14 protein-coding genes and 1 tRNA gene are annotated in these 13,547 nt (G+C 63.4%); 8 read left to right on the top strand and 7 right to left on the bottom strand.

Going from position 1 to position 13,547, the window contains the following annotated elements:
* Positions 1 to 11: 11 nt before the first annotated feature.
* Together icd and mdh are read left to right on the top strand one after the other, a co-directional pair.
* Positions 12 to 1,310 carry an NADP-dependent isocitrate dehydrogenase gene (gene icd / locus AACI_RS11615; RefSeq protein WP_012811600.1) on the top strand — a complete coding sequence of 433 codons (1,299 nt, stop codon included), beginning with the start codon at positions 12 to 14 and terminating at the stop codon, positions 1,308 to 1,310.
* Positions 1,311 to 1,322: 12 nt separating this feature from the next.
* Positions 1,323 to 2,258: a malate dehydrogenase gene (mdh, locus tag AACI_RS11610; RefSeq protein WP_012811599.1), complete on the top strand. Its 936-nt coding sequence runs from the start codon at positions 1,323 to 1,325 to the stop codon at positions 2,256 to 2,258.
* A 54-nt stretch (positions 2,259 to 2,312) separates the two neighbouring features.
* On the opposite strand, the gene AACI_RS11605 is transcribed toward mdh, so the two are convergent.
* Positions 2,313 to 2,627 (bottom strand): chorismate mutase, encoded by a 315-nt coding sequence (locus tag AACI_RS11605; RefSeq protein ID WP_012811598.1) that lies wholly within the window; start codon positions 2,625 to 2,627, stop codon positions 2,313 to 2,315.
* A 610-nt stretch (positions 2,628 to 3,237) separates the two neighbouring features.
* On the opposite strand from AACI_RS11605, the gene polA reads away from it, so the two are divergent.
* From polA to AACI_RS11585, 4 genes are read left to right on the top strand one after another with little or no spacing between them, the layout of a single operon-like run.
* Positions 3,238 to 5,892, top strand: a complete 2,655-nt coding sequence (polA, locus tag AACI_RS11600; RefSeq protein WP_041708221.1) for a DNA polymerase I — start codon at positions 3,238 to 3,240, stop codon at positions 5,890 to 5,892.
* A gap of 13 nt (positions 5,893 to 5,905) precedes the next feature.
* Positions 5,906 to 6,763 carry a bifunctional DNA-formamidopyrimidine glycosylase/DNA-(apurinic or apyrimidinic site) lyase gene (mutM, locus tag AACI_RS11595; protein ID WP_012811596.1) on the top strand — a complete coding sequence of 286 codons (858 nt, stop codon included), beginning with the start codon at positions 5,906 to 5,908 and terminating at the stop codon, positions 6,761 to 6,763.
* On the top strand, positions 6,760 to 7,392 hold the full coding sequence (gene coaE, locus AACI_RS11590; RefSeq protein WP_012811595.1) for a dephospho-CoA kinase: 633 nt from the start codon (positions 6,760 to 6,762) through the stop codon (positions 7,390 to 7,392). Before mutM ends, coaE begins: the two co-directional genes overlap by 4 nt.
* Positions 7,341 to 8,000, top strand: a complete 660-nt coding sequence (locus AACI_RS11585) for a lytic transglycosylase domain-containing protein (RefSeq protein ID WP_008337509.1) — start codon at positions 7,341 to 7,343, stop codon at positions 7,998 to 8,000. The genes coaE and AACI_RS11585 overlap by 52 nt, the downstream gene beginning before the upstream one ends.
* A 27-nt stretch (positions 8,001 to 8,027) precedes the next feature.
* Here AACI_RS11585 and AACI_RS11580 read toward each other — a convergent pair whose 3' ends face one another.
* Complete coding sequence (locus AACI_RS11580; protein WP_012811594.1) at positions 8,028 to 8,564, bottom strand: transcription repressor NadR; 537 nt, start codon at positions 8,562 to 8,564, stop codon at positions 8,028 to 8,030.
* 101 nt (positions 8,565 to 8,665) lie between these two features.
* Positions 8,666 to 8,750, bottom strand: a tRNA-Leu gene (locus AACI_RS11575).
* 295 nt (positions 8,751 to 9,045) lie between these two features.
* On the opposite strand from AACI_RS11575, the gene AACI_RS11570 reads away from it, so the two are divergent.
* Both AACI_RS11570 and AACI_RS11565 read left to right on the top strand, forming a co-directional pair.
* A complete protein-coding gene (locus tag AACI_RS11570; protein ID WP_012811593.1) occupies positions 9,046 to 9,927 on the top strand; it encodes a hypothetical protein in 882 nt (293 codons plus the stop codon).
* Positions 9,928 to 9,936: 9 nt separating this feature from the next.
* Positions 9,937 to 10,893, top strand: coding sequence for a slipin family protein (locus AACI_RS11565; protein ID WP_245530589.1), 957 nt, complete (start codon positions 9,937 to 9,939; stop codon positions 10,891 to 10,893).
* Here the strand turns inward: AACI_RS11565 and AACI_RS11560 are convergent.
* The 4 genes from AACI_RS11560 to AACI_RS11545 all read right to left on the bottom strand — a co-directional run bounded on the left by AACI_RS11560 (position 10,890) and on the right by AACI_RS11545 (position 13,538).
* Entirely contained in the window at positions 10,890 to 12,008 is a 1,119-nt protein-coding gene (locus AACI_RS11560; RefSeq protein ID WP_012811591.1) for a nitric oxide synthase oxygenase, read from the bottom strand. The two genes, AACI_RS11565 and AACI_RS11560, sit on opposite strands and share 4 nt — an antisense overlap.
* A 166-nt stretch (positions 12,009 to 12,174) precedes the next feature.
* Complete coding sequence (locus AACI_RS11555; RefSeq protein WP_012811590.1) at positions 12,175 to 12,426, bottom strand: hypothetical protein; 252 nt, start codon at positions 12,424 to 12,426, stop codon at positions 12,175 to 12,177.
* Between the two features lie 101 nt (positions 12,427 to 12,527).
* Positions 12,528 to 12,692, bottom strand: coding sequence for a hypothetical protein (locus AACI_RS16985; protein WP_245530587.1), 165 nt, complete (start codon positions 12,690 to 12,692; stop codon positions 12,528 to 12,530).
* A gap of 123 nt (positions 12,693 to 12,815) precedes the next feature.
* The gene (locus tag AACI_RS11545; RefSeq protein ID WP_012811588.1) at positions 12,816 to 13,538 is read right to left on the bottom strand and encodes a DUF1345 domain-containing protein; all 723 of its coding nucleotides are present in this window, start codon (positions 13,536 to 13,538) and stop codon (positions 12,816 to 12,818) included.
* Between the last annotated feature and the right edge of the window lie 9 nt (positions 13,539 to 13,547).

Here is a 13,547-nt window from a genome sequence, read left to right as displayed (position 1 = left end):
GAGGGCCTGCCATGCCGACGTTTGAGAGATATCAACTGCCAACGGAGGGCGAACCCATCACGTTGGTTGACGGGAAGTTGAACGTACCGGATCACCCAATTATTCCGTTTATCGAAGGAGACGGCACAGGACCGGACATCTGGCGCGCTGCGCAGCGGGTGTTCGACGCCGCCGTCGAGAAGGCCTACGGCGGAAAGCGCAAGATCGCCTGGTACGAGGTGTATGCGGGTGAGAAGGCGTACAACATGTTTGGCGAATGGCTGCCGCAGGATACGCTGACCGCGCTGTCGGAATATATCGTCAGCATCAAGGGTCCCTTGACCACACCGGTGGGAGGCGGCATCCGCTCGCTGAACGTGGCGGTTCGCCAGGAGTTGGACCTCTACGTCTGCCAGCGCCCCGTGCGTTACTTCCAGGGCGTTCCTTCGCCGGTGAAACATCCTGAACTCGTGGACATGGTGATCTTCCGCGAAAACTCGGAGGACATCTACGCCGGGATCGAGTGGCAGGCGGGTACGCCGGAGGTCAAGAAGGTCATCGAGTTTCTCCAGAAGGAGATGGGCGTCAAGAAGATCCGCTTCCCGGAGACGTCCGGCATCGGCGTGAAGCCCGTCTCGCGCGAGGGCACGGAGCGCTTGGTGCGCGCCGCGATTGAGTATGCCCTGCGCCACAAGCGCAAGAGCGTCACGCTCGTCCACAAGGGCAACATCATGAAGTTCACCGAGGGCGCGTTCAAGAACTGGGGCTACGAGCTGGCTGAGCGCGAGTTCTCGGACAAGGTATTCACCTGGGCGCAGTACGATCGCATCAAGGCCGAGAAGGGCCAGGAGGCTGCGGACGCGGCGCAGAAGGAGGCCATCGAGGCCGGGAAGCTCATCGTGAAGGACGTGATCGCCGACGCCTTCCTGCAGCAGATCCTGACGCGTCCGGCCGAGTACGACGTCATTGCGACGCTCAACCTGAATGGCGACTACATCTCGGACGCGCTCGCCGCACAGGTCGGCGGCATTGGCATTGCGCCAGGCGCCAACATTAACTATGAAACGGGGCACGCGGTCTTCGAGGCGACGCACGGCACGGCGCCCAAGTACGCGGGGCTCGACAAGGTGAACCCGGGCTCGGTGATTCTCTCGGGCGTCATGATGTTCGAGTACATGGGTTGGCAGGAGGCTGCCGATCTCATCACCCGCGCGATGGAGAAGACCATTGCGCAGAAGATCGTGACGTACGACTTCGCCCGCTTGATGGAGGGCGCGACCGAGGTGAAGTGCTCCGAGTTCGGCGATCACATCATTCAAAATATGGGCTGAGGAGCGGTTCGCATGTTGGAGAGGAAGAAGATCTCGGTGATCGGCGCCGGATTCACGGGCGCCACCACAGCGTTTTTGCTGGCGGCCAAGGAGCTTGGAGACGTGGTCCTCTTGGACATCCCGTCGCTCGAGAATCCCACCAAAGGCAAGGCGCTCGACATGCTCGAGGCTATGCCTGTGCTCGGGAGCGACGCTCGCGTCGTGGGGACTTCCAATTACGAGGACACGGCCGGATCGGACCTCGTCATCATCACGGCAGGACTGCCGCGCAAGCCCGGGATGAGCCGGGACGATCTCGTCAATACGAACGCGAACATCGTGAAGTCGGTCACCGAGCAGGTGGTCCGGCACTCGCCGGACGCCTGTCTCATCGTCCTCTCCAACCCTGTGGACGCCATGACGTACGTGGCGTACAAGACGAGCGGATTTCCGAAGCAGCGCGTCATCGGTCAGGCCGGCGTGCTCGACACGGCCCGCTTCAACACGTTCGTGGCCATGGAGCTCGGCGTGTCGGTCGAAGACGTGCACGGCTTCGTCCTCGGCGTGCACGGCGACGACATGGTGCCGCTCGTCCGCTATGCGAACGTCGGCGGCGTGCCGCTCGAGAAGCTGCTCCCGAAGGAGCGGATTGACGCCATCGTCGAGCGCACCCGGAACGGTGGGGGCGAAATTGTCAGCCTGATGGGCAACGCGAGCGCGTATTACGCCCCGGCCGCATCGCTTCTGCAGATGGCGGAGTCCATCCTCAAGGATAAGCGGCGCGTGTTGCCCGCCATCGCGTATCTCGAAGGGGAGTACGGCTATCGAGATCTCACGCTCGGCGTTCCGACGGTGCTCGGCAAAGGCGGCATCGAGCGCATCCTGGAGCTGGAGCTTTTGCCGGAGGAAAAGGCGGCGCTCGACAAATCGGCCGAATCCGTGCGCAGGCTGATCTCCGTCCTCTCGTGACGGGGAGCAGGCAGGTGAAAGCCAAGGGCATACGTCCCTTGGCTTTTTCGCATGTCAACCGCTTTGCTGGGAGCGCTCGAGCGCCTTGACGTGCTCCGTCTGACGCCGGCAGGACTCGTCGTGCACAAGTTTCCAGAGCGCGGCGAGGAAGGTCGGGCTGAGGCCCAGCGCGGCTCCCGATTGAAGGTATCGCGCGCGGACCTGTTGTGCGCGCTCGGGCTGCACAATCGCTTGGCCTCGCCGCGCCTTGTGTTCGGCGATCTCGTCTGCGATGGAGAATCGCCGGACCAAGAGTGTCAGGATGTGCTCGTCGATGTGGTCAATGGCTTTGCGCAGCTCGCGGATTTCCTCGTTAAGTGGGCGCTGCACTTCGGTTCTCTCCCTTCGCGTGTGAAATGAGCAGGCATGGACGCGCAAAACGCCCACCCCCTGAGGGGCGGGCGTTGCCCGCGGTACCACCCTGATTCGAAAGGCGCAAGGCGCAGAGGCAGGTCGGGATTCTTCCCGCGCCCCTTCCCGGGCCGAGCGGTGAAATGAAAAAGCCCGCCCCGTGAGGGGCGAGCTTCGCTCGCGGTACCACCCTGCGACGGGCGCCTGCGCACCCGCCTTTCGCTTCATTGGGATAACGGAAGGCGCTCGCCTTCCGGCGCTGGCTACTTGCGGCCCGCGCGAAGCGTTCGTCGCGTCCGGTTCACCAGGCGGCTCCAGAGTGAACTTCCATCCGCGGCACGGACCAGTTCGCACCTTCCACTGGCTCTCTGCACCGCCCCGGCGGACGTACTCTCTCCTTCATGGCCTTCGCTCGATGAATTTTGTGAACATCATAATCAATTCGTTGAAGTGTGTCAACTCGGCGTGCGTCCCGCTGGGTGTGAGGCCGTTTTCGTGCCGCCACAAGACGACGCGGGCCGACAAGGGGAATGTGATAGAATGGAGCGGGACAACAGTGCGCCAAACGGCGCGAAGTCTGGGGTGGCCTATGCCAGCGTCGAAACTCGTGTTGATTGATGGAAATAGCATCTTGTATCGAGCGTTCTTCGCGCTGCCGCCGCTCACTGCGAGGGACGGCACGCCCACGAACGCCGTGTACGGCTTTACGACGATGATCTTGCGGCTGATGTCGGACGAAAAGCCGACGCATCTGGCCGTCGCGTTTGATAAATCGAAGACGACGTTTCGCCATGCGGATTTCGCGGCGTACAAAGGCACGCGCCAGGAGACGCCCGACGAGCTCGTGCAACAGTTTCCGCTCGCGCGCCGCACCCTGGAGGCGCTGTCCATCCCGATGGTCGAGATCGACCAATACGAGGCCGACGACGTGATCGGAACGCTCGCCAAGCGAGCGGCGGAGGCTGGCTTTGACGTCCGCGTGGTCTCGGGTGACAAGGACCTGTTGCAGCTGGTCGACGATCGGATCCACGTGCTCCTGACGCGCAAGGGCATCACCGAGATGGAGCACTTTGACGAGCAGGCCGTTGCCCGCCGGTATCCGGGGCTCAAGCCCGCGCAGGTGATCGATCTCAAGGGCCTCATGGGCGATCCGTCCGACAACATTCCGGGCGTGCCTGGGGTGGGCGAAAAGACGGCGCTCAAACTGCTCGCGTCCTTTGGCACGGTCGAGGGCGTGTACGATCACCTCGACGAAGTCCAGGGCCAGAAGCTGCGGGAGCGCCTCGAGCAGCACCGGGAGGACGCGTTTCTCTCCAAGCGCCTCGCCACCATCGCGTGCGACGCGCCCATCGAGGTGGATCTCGAGACGCTGCGATACGAAGGGCCGGATCCCGCCCGCGCCATCGCCTGGTTCCGCGAGCTCGACTTCCGATCCCTCGTCGACAAAATTTCCGAGGAAATGAGCCACGATTCGACGCCGACCCCTTCGCCGGCGGCCGCGAGCGGCGCGTCGAGCGAGTGGAGTTCCTTTGCGTACGGCCTGATTGAGGACGCGGGCGCCTGGCAGGAGGCCATCTCGTCGTTCAGCGAACCGGTCGGCGTCATGATGGACTTGGCGGATCCGGACTATCACCGGGCGGAGATCCGCGGCATGGCCGTCGCGACGCCGAAGCGCGCGTACTACGTTCGCTTCGGCGAGCGACTGGAGTTGAGCGACGTCCGGCCATGGCTCGTGTCGGATCGGCCGAAGGTGGCGTTCGACCTGAAGTCGATGGCGTTCGCGCTGGACGCGCACGGCATCGGATTGACGTCGGAGTGCGGCTGGCAGGACGTGAAGCTGGCTGCGTACCTGCTCAACCCGCAGGACGGCGAGGTCGAACTGTCCGATGTGTTCGCCCGCGAGCGCGGCCAGGAACTGCCCGCCTGGGAGGAGGGCGAGCGGGAGAAGTGGCTCGCCTACACGGCGTCTCAGCTGCCTCCGCTCTTCGAGTCCCTGGCGTACACGATTCGCATGCAGGAGATGGAGCGGCTGTACCAAGAGGTGGAGCTTCCTCTGGCGTTCGTGCTGGCGAAGATGGAGATCACGGGGTTTTACGTGAATCGCGAGAAGCTGGTCGCATTTGGGCAGGAATTGACGGAGCGAATCAAGCGAATCACGCAGGAGATCTACGATCTCGCGGGCACTTCGTTCAACCTCAACTCGCCGAAGCAGCTCGGCGAGATCCTGTTCGACAAGCTCGGCTTGCCTGCGCTGAAGAAGACGAAGACCGGCTATTCCACGAGCGCTGACGTGCTCGAAAAGCTGGCGCCCATGCACGAGATCGTGCAGAAGATCCTCGATTATCGTCTGCTGGCGAAGCTGCAGTCGACGTACGTCGAGGGCCTACTGAAAGTCATCCGCAAGGAGACCGGCCGGGTGCACACCCGGTTTCATCAGACGCTCACGGCGACCGGCAGGCTCTCAAGCAGCGAGCCCAATCTGCAGAATATCCCCATTCGGCTCGAGGAGGGGCGGAGGCTGCGCCAGGTGTTCGAGCCGACCTACAAGGACTGGGTGATTTTCGCCGCCGACTATTCGCAGATCGAGTTGCGCATCCTGGCCCACCTGTCGGGCGACGAGGCGCTCATCGACGCGTTCCGCCGCGACATGGACATCCACACGCGGACGGCGGCGGACGTGTTTGAGGTGCCGCCTGAGCAGGTGACGAGCCTGATGCGCCGCCAGGCGAAGGCCGTGAACTTCGGCATCGTGTACGGGATCAGCGATTTCGGACTCGCGCAGAACTTGAACATCCCGCAGAAAGAGGCGAAACGGTTCATCGAGAGTTATTTCGAGAAGTTTCCCGGCGTCAAGCGATACATGGACGAGATCGTCAAGCAGGCGCGCGAGCGCGGCTATGTCACGACACTGATGAACCGACGGCGGTATCTGCCGGACATCCACAGCCGCAATTATCAGCTCCGAAGCTTCGCCGAGCGCACCGCGATGAACACGCCCATCCAGGGAAGCGCCGCGGATCTGATCAAGCTCGCGATGGTGCGGATCGATCGCGCCATGCGCGACGCGCAGATGGACGCGCGCATGTTGCTCCAGGTGCACGACGAGCTGATCTTTGAGTGTCCGAAGGACGAACTGGCCGCGCTCGAAGTGCTTGTCCGAGACAACATGGAAAACGCCATGACCTTGTCTGTGCCGCTCAAGGTGGATACCGCCTACGGCCCGACGTGGTACGACGCCAAGTGAGGGGGGATGCGGCGTGCCGGAGTTGCCCGAGGTGGAAACGGTCCGACGCCACCTCGCGGAGCGCATCGAGGGCGATGTCATTCGCGACGTGGAAGTCCGCCTGCCGCGCATCGTGCGCCATCCGGCGCTCAACGTGTTTGCCGAGCGGCTGAGGGAGCAGGGCATTCACCGCGTGGGACGGCGCGGCAAGTATCTGTTGTTCCAATTGGATCAGGTGCTCCTCGTCTCTCACCTGCGTATGGAGGGCCGCTACGCCGTGGCCAATCCGTCTGAGCCGGAGCTTCCGCACACGCACGTGGTGTTTCGCCTCGCGTCGGGCCGCGAGTTGCGCTATGCGGACGTGCGTCAGTTCGGTACGATGGACGCCGTCCTCAAGGGCGAGCCGCTGCCCAAAGGGCTCGCGGAGCTTGGGCCGGAGCCGTTCGATCCGGCGCTCGACGGCGCGGCTCTTCACGAGCGGTGGCGGGGCCGCCGCGCGCCCATCAAGAGTCTGCTGCTCGATCAGCGGCAGATTGCGGGCTTGGGTAACATCTACGTGGACGAGGCGCTGTTTGCCGCGGGCATCCATCCGTTGACGCCTGCGGGTGCGGTGGGCGCCGAAGAGCTCGGTGTGCTTCTTCGAGAAATCCGCGACGTCCTCGCGCGCGCCATCCGCGAGGGCGGATCGTCGGTCCGGTCGTTTCGCGACGGCTATGGCCGGCATGGGGGCTTTCAAATTCAACTGGCGGTCTACGGGCGCGCAGGCGAGCCCTGCCCGCGTTGCGGCGGGGCGATTCAGAAGATCAAGGTGGCGGGCCGTGGCACACACGTGTGCCCGGCGTGTCAGCCCATCTCAGTCGCCGCACCGATAGGAACGGGGGTGAACGCGTGAGAGGCAAGATCATCGGTTTGACCGGAGGTATTGGCACGGGCAAGAGCACGGTATCCCAGATGCTGCGCGATCTCGGCGCGTTCGTCGTGGACGCCGACGTGTGGGCGCGCCGGGTGGTCGAGCCCGGAAGCGAAGGGCTGCGCGAGATCGTCGAGGTGTTCGGAGAAGGCGTGTTGCAGCCGGACGGGACGCTTGACCGAAAAAAGCTCGGGACTATCGTATTTCAGGACGAGGAGAAGCGGTTGAAGCTGAACCGCATTGTGCACCCGCGCGTGCAGCAGGGCATGTGGCAGGAGACGGCGGATTATTGGAAGGATCACCCTGGGGAACCGGTCGTGTGGGACGTGCCGCTGCTCATCGAGGGGACGGCGAAGCGGTTCGTGGACGAGATCGTCGTCGTCTATGCGAGCCCCGCGACGCAGCTTCGGCGCGTGATGGAGCGGGACGGCTTAAGCGAGGAGGAGGCGCTCCGCCGCATTCAGGCCCAGATGCCCATCGACGAAAAGCGGGCCGTCGCCACGCACGTCATTGAAAACGACGGACCGCTGGAATTCACGCGAGAGCAGGTGCAGGCGCTATGGCAAAAACTTCGGGCGGAAAGCCGAAGCGGCCATTCTTCCTCTCGCTGAGCCTTCGCCAGCTCATCGCGGGGGTTCTGCTCGTCGCCGTCCTGGTGACCATCTCGACGAACGGCTTCTGGCGGTTGATGTATCCCATCCAGTACCAGGCCCAAATCCAGCAGTCGGCTCGGTTTGCGGACGTGGATCCGCTGCTCATCGCGAGCATCATCCGGGTGGAGAGCAAGTTTCGGACCGAGGACGTCTCGCACGCGGGCGCCGTGGGGCTGATGCAGCTCATGCCGCAGACGGCCGAGTGGATCGCGGAGATGCTTCGGAATCAGACGTCGGGATCGGGCGGCGCCCTCCGCAAGCTGCCGAAGGATGCGAAAAAACTCGCGAGCCCCGAGTACAACATCCTGATTGGCAGTTGGTACGTGAAAAGTCTGATCGACGATTTCCATGGCAACGTGGTGGCGGCGGTCGCGGCGTACAACGCGGGCCCGCGGCGCGTGTCGCAATGGCTGAAGGACGGGGTGTGGAACGGGAAGCTTCAGGACATCGATCAGATCCCCGTCGGGGAGACGCGCCACTTCGTCGATCGCGTCTTTTACAACTATGATTTGTACAAAAAAATCTACGGGGGAGATCCCGCCTGGCGCTTGTCTGCGAACGGTTAGGACGCGGTGAAGGTGAGGGCGCGAAGGTCAGGGCGCGTCGGCGGCGGACGAGCCGTCGGTCATGACCTGGATCCCGGCCTTCCGCAGCGCTTCACACGCTTCGGCCAGTTGATCCTCCCTGTCGAACTGCACGCGGTGGTAGTGGAGGCCCCCCGTGAGGCTCGAGAGCAGCGCCGCTCGCTCGCTGCGCACCTTTTCAAGAAACACGTCCACGTCGCGCCTCGATGTGATGAGGAGCTGGCCGACGATCTCGCCGTAAATCGCGTGTTCCACGCGCACGTCGAGCACGCGCACGCCGTGATCGACCAGCGTGTACAGCTCGTCCTTGGTCTGCTCCGGCGTGTGCGAGACGGCGAGCACCGTTTCTCGCGCGGACGATGCGCGGTTCAGCCAGTATCCTTTAGGTGTGGCGTAGATGGGCTCGCCAGCCGCGCGCAGAAGGGCAATCTCGTGCACGACCACCTGGCGCGTGACGCCAAGTGCCTCTGCGAGCGCCTGCCCTGGTACGGGGGCTTCGGCGCGCTGAAGCATGTTCAACAGGCGCAGCTGTCGCTCGGTCGGCATGGTTTACCCCCTTCCCTGCACGATGCGGCCTCCGATGGCGGCCGTCACCATACGAAGAAAGGGTTCGGAATGCCTCCGAACCCTTCCGCCTTGTGTTCTTCTGGTGTCGAGAGCGGGACTTGAACCCGCACGGGTTACCCCACACGCCCCTCAAACGTGCGCGTCTGCCAATTCCGCCATCTCGACATGACTTCAAAAGCGAGTCACGATGATGATTATAGTCGCCTCGGACGCGCGTGTCAAGCCATATGAAGCGCATGAGTTTCAGGAATTTCACCGGGCATCGACGCGGCCCGGCGTGCGGAGGAGAGAGGGCGCAAGCGCGGCTGTCTGAACGCACGCCTTTGACCGTCCGTCTATAGGGATGGAGGATTTGGGAACGGATCTGGACACTGCGCCAAGGGAAGGTTACGATGATCTACAACCAGCGGCAAGCTTGTGCACAGAGATCCATGGATCTTCTCAGCGAGGAGCGTGTGGCATGAGGGAGCGTCGCGAGGGGGCGCTCGCTGCGGCCGTGGTGGCGGTGCTGTTGGCTCTTGCGGTCGGATCGTGGCTTTGGGCGCGCCGGGCCGAGCCGAGGGCCCGTGAGGCGGAGTGGTGGGCACAGGCAGGATGGCGCGTGAACGCCGTCGTGGATTCGGGGAAGCCCCTGGTGCTCACGTACAACCTGTGGACGGCCGCGTCAACCGCGCCGGATACGCTGGACCTCGAGCCGGTCCCGGCGGGCGACTTTGAAGTGGTCCAGTCGACGCTCACGCACGAGGTCGACGTCGAGAACCGGGCCTCGTATCAGTTGTGCCGGCTCGCCGTGTCCGTGCGGTTTCCGAGAAGCTACCGGGATCAGCGCATCGGCTTTCTGGTGAATGCCGGGCCGTGGAAGCGCATACTTCCGTATGGGAGGGTGACTTGCCGCGTCATCCGCGGATCGGTGGATTGGCTCAACGTCTCGTTTGCCTCTGGCGAAATTCAGGAGCCGCTCGTGATGCGGGAGAATCTCGTCACGCTGCAGCTTCGCAACGGAACTAAGGCGCCCGTGCGCATTCTGGGGCTTTGGCAGGCCGGGGACGACGGAATTTCGGGCGTGCGAGTGATTGTGCCCGAGGCGCGGGGCGCGGCGCATCGCATGAGGCTGCCCTTCACGTTGAAGCCCGGGCAGACGGCCGTGCTCGAGTACCTGCTTCAGCCGCATCCGGGAACCGTTCAGCAGGGACTTGTGTTTCAACCCGCGCTCGTGCTCGCCTCCGGGCGCGCACAGGGATTCGAGGTGATGCCGCCCGTCGTGATCGAGCGGTCCTTCCTGCCGTGGCAAACCCATGCGGCGCGAGGCATCGTGCAGTTTGTCGAAGCCGTGCCTTCTTGACCTCGTATCTTGAGAGGAGACCTGCGGCGTGACGCCGTCCGGCTTCTGCCGGAGAAGGAGGAGATGCGCATGCGGCGCGTGGCCGGTGTGCAACGGTTGATTTTTGTGGTGTTCGTGCTTGGCGCCATCGCGACAGCGGCGGGCCTTGGGCGGACGGATCGCGTGTTAGGGGTTGGGCTTGGAGTCGTGATTCTGCTCGCGGGCTGGGCCATTTCTGCTTCCATTCACATCGCGAACCAATGGGAAAAGGCGGTCGTGCTTCGGCTCGGGAAGTTTCGCCAACTCGCGGGGCCGGGCACCTTCTTCCTCCTGCCCATTGTGGACACGGTCGCGGATTGGATCGATCTGCGCGTGCGGTCGACGACGTTCACCGCGGAGCAGACCCTGACCAAGGACACGGTCCCGGTCAACATCGACGCGGTGCTGTTCTGGGTTGTGGTGGACGCGGAGAAAGCCGCGCTGCAGGTGGCGGATTACGAATATTCTCTCTCTTGGGCGGCGCAGACGGCCCTGCGCGATCTCATTGGGCGGATGATGCTGGAAGACATGCTGTCGAGCCGCGAGGCGATGGATGCCGAACTGAAGCGCCTTCTGGACGAGCGCACGGGGCCGTGGGGGATCTCGATTCAGAGCGTCCAGATCCGGGACATCAAGATTCCGGGCAACCTTCAGGACGCCATGTCGCGCGCCGCGCAGGCGGAGCGCGAGCGGAACGCCCGGGTCATCCTGGGCCAGGCCGAGGTTCAGGTGGCCGAGTCGTTTCTGGAGGCGGCGCGGCTGTATCACAGCGATCCCGTCGCGCTGCAGCTGCGCGCCATGAACATCCTGTACGAGGGGTTGAAGGAGAAGGCGTCCATGATTGTCGTGCCGAGCGCGCTCTCGGACGCGATGAACCTCGGCACGTGGCTTGGCGTCGCGAACGCCGAGCGCATGGAGGAACTGCGTCGCGGCGGGGATCGCGGTTAGCGGAACATCGACGGATCGGCTCGGAAGTGCGGTGCTGGGTAGGGGCGCGGCTGGCGCACGAAGTTCGGCAGCACGAAGTCGTTGTCATACCCACTGTGGAAGATGTGCGTCGCGGCCGGCGACAGGGGCGGGATGAGCCAGGTCCAGTCGCCCGTGACGCGGCGGTTCGCGTCTCGCTCGAGCTGTTCGAAGTAGGCGAATTGGCGCGCGGCCGTGTGATGGTCGACGATGGTGACGCCTCCCCTGCGATACGAGTGGAGCACGGCGGCGTTCAGTTCCACCAGCGCGCGATCTCGCCACAGAGTCGCGTCGCTCGACCGATCGAGCCCCAGCGCGTCGGCGACGGCCGGGAGCATGTTGTAGCGAAACGGATCGGCGAGATTGCGCGCGCCGATCTCGGTGACCATGTACCAGCCGTTGAACGGGGCCGCGGTGTAGCGGATGCCGCCGATGAGAAGCGCCATGTCGGACAGGACGGGGACGGCGTACCAGCGCAGCCCGAGTTCGGTGATGCTCGGATACTCGGGGTGTTCGATGGGCACCTCGAGGACGAGATGGCGCGGCAGTTCGAACCAGGCGATCTCGTCTCCGTCCGCGATGACGACGGGGAGCACGTCCCACGGCGTTCCCTGTCCACGCCACCCGAGCCCTTGACAGGCGCGGGTGAACGCCGCGGAGGCCGGGTCGCCCACGATGCCTTGTGGCGTCTTGTAACCCGCGTAGCGCACAATCTGGTGATTCCAGATGCGCACCTCGCGCGCTCGCGAGGCCGGCGCGAACACCGTGATGGTGGGTCGAATTTTGCCGCCGTTTTGCGCGAAGTCGAGGTGCTCGCAGATGGCCTCGAACATGGGGCGCGGCCCTTTCAGGTGGCGTCGGTCCAACACGTGGAGCGTCTCCCAGAACAGCCTGCCGATGCAGCGGTTGCTGTTCCGCCAGGCCATGCGTGCGCCGTGCTCGAGCTCTTCGAAGGTGTGCTCATAGGTGCCATCCCGGTCGATCTGACGGCGCACCTCGTCCAGGCGCCGCTCGATATCGGCTTCGCTTTTCCCCAGTTCTCTGTAGCACGCCTCGATAAAGGCGCGCGCTTCGTCCCAAAGAGGGTTCATCCGCATGTTCACCGTCCCCCACCCATTCTATCCGAGCGCCATGGCCGCTCCAAAGGCGCGGGCGGTGGGAAGGACCGTGTGTCGGCGTTTTGTCACCTTCTCTTGGCGATCTCGGCCTCGCTAAACATGCCAGCAACGAGAAGCGCGGCGATGGGCTCGCCGCGCTTGGACTTCACTTCTTTTTGGACTTCGATGTGCCCTTGCTCGCCGTCTTGTGACCCGCCGGCTGCTTGGCGACCGTCTTCTTCGGAGCGGTCTTGGTGGACTTCTTCGCCACCGCCTTGTGCGCCGCACTCGTCTTGGCCTTGTGCACGTGCACGACCGCATGGGCAGGATGCGCAGCCTTCTCCGTTCCCGCAAACGCAACGCTCGGCGCTGCGAACAGTGTCAGCGCTGCCACGCTTGCCAGAATCGACTTTTTCATGGTAACCCCCACCTCGATGGCTAAGTTTGGCCAGGCCGGCCTACCAGCAATATAGGGGAAAGTTCTTAAAATAGGCTCAAACCGCCTCGTCGTGGAAGGACTCAATGTTTGACGGACTGGTGGATTTCCTTGAGTAAGCCGTGCAGTTGCCGGTTCTCTTCGCGAGCTGCGTCGAGATCGTCCCGCAGCTTGTTGAGCTCCTCGATAAGCATGTCGTGTCGCTGGTGAATGACGCGTTCCTGCTTGTCTCCCACGCTTCGAGCCACATAGCCCAAGACGGGCAACGATGCGCCCTGAAAGATGCTTTGAATGATTGTTGAACTTCTCCAACATTTTTATGACGATCACTTCCTTATTCGCATATTGGTGATCCAGCCATCCAATCGCAATCATCCAATATTGATGGCGCGCCCCGCGACCACGGCGACCACGACGAGAGCGAGCACGGATTGCGTCATCATGAGCAGTTTCATTCGGCGGGACAGCACCGCGGTGTCGGTCGGGCTGAAGGCCGTATTCGTGTTGAACGCGAGGTACAGATAATCGATGAATGTCGGCTGCCAGCCGTTCCACTCGGGAACATCGACCATCATCTGCGGAAAAAGGAGGTCCGGCGGCTCGGGGTGTCCTCGGTGGCGCCGAATGGGCCCCCCGCGGTCGATCTCCCAATACCACACGGCAAACACAAAGATGTTGGTCACCCAGAGGAGCAACGCGTCTCGAAACAGCGCAACGGCCGAGATGTTTTCATGGAATAGCGCGTGCACAAGGTAAGTGATGCTCACGACGAGGAACAGCGTGAGGACCGAGATGGTGGTGAGTGCGAGTCGGCGTGCCCACACGTCGTGCTCCTGCCAAATGGCTGCGGCGAGGAGCGCCACGAGGACAGCAAACAATCCCGCGCTCATCCACCACGGGGCAATGTGCATCGCCATGGAAGCGACCGTGAGCAGGATGCCAATGAGGACAAGCGCTCCAAAGAACAGCGCGCGCGGTACGCGCCGCGCATAGTGGGCGAGTTCGTCGATTTCCGCCTCGATGCGCGACTCAAGGGAACTTCTCTGCGCATGGTTGCGCGTTTCGGCATCGGAACCGTGCGGGTCTCGGCTCACTGTTCCGCC

This window comes from Alicyclobacillus acidocaldarius subsp. acidocaldarius DSM 446, assembly GCF_000024285.1.
Classification (GTDB): Bacteria; Bacillota; Bacilli; order Alicyclobacillales; family Alicyclobacillaceae; genus Alicyclobacillus; species Alicyclobacillus acidocaldarius.
This window is presented reverse-complemented; position numbering and strand designations above follow the sequence as displayed.

What these genes read in the sequence shown, in the direction of transcription:
- icd (WP_012811600.1), top strand. Translation starts at nt 12, where the DNA reads ATGCCGACGTTTGAGAGATATCAACTGCCAACGGAGGGCGAACCCATC.
- mdh (WP_012811599.1), top strand. Translation starts at nt 1,323, where the DNA reads ATGTTGGAGAGGAAGAAGATCTCGGTGATCGGCGCCGGATTCACGGGC.
- polA (WP_041708221.1), top strand. Translation starts at nt 3,238, where the DNA reads ATGCCAGCGTCGAAACTCGTGTTGATTGATGGAAATAGCATCTTGTAT.
- AACI_RS11585 (WP_008337509.1), top strand. Translation starts at nt 7,341, where the DNA reads ATGGCAAAAACTTCGGGCGGAAAGCCGAAGCGGCCATTCTTCCTCTCG.
- AACI_RS11580 (WP_012811594.1), bottom strand. Translation starts at nt 8,564, where the DNA reads ATGCCGACCGAGCGACAGCTGCGCCTGTTGAACATGCTTCAGCGCGCC.
- AACI_RS11570 (WP_012811593.1), top strand. Translation starts at nt 9,046, where the DNA reads ATGAGGGAGCGTCGCGAGGGGGCGCTCGCTGCGGCCGTGGTGGCGGTG.
- AACI_RS11560 (WP_012811591.1), bottom strand. Translation starts at nt 12,008, where the DNA reads ATGCGGATGAACCCTCTTTGGGACGAAGCGCGCGCCTTTATCGAGGCG.
- AACI_RS11555 (WP_012811590.1), bottom strand. Translation starts at nt 12,426, where the DNA reads ATGAAAAAGTCGATTCTGGCAAGCGTGGCAGCGCTGACACTGTTCGCA.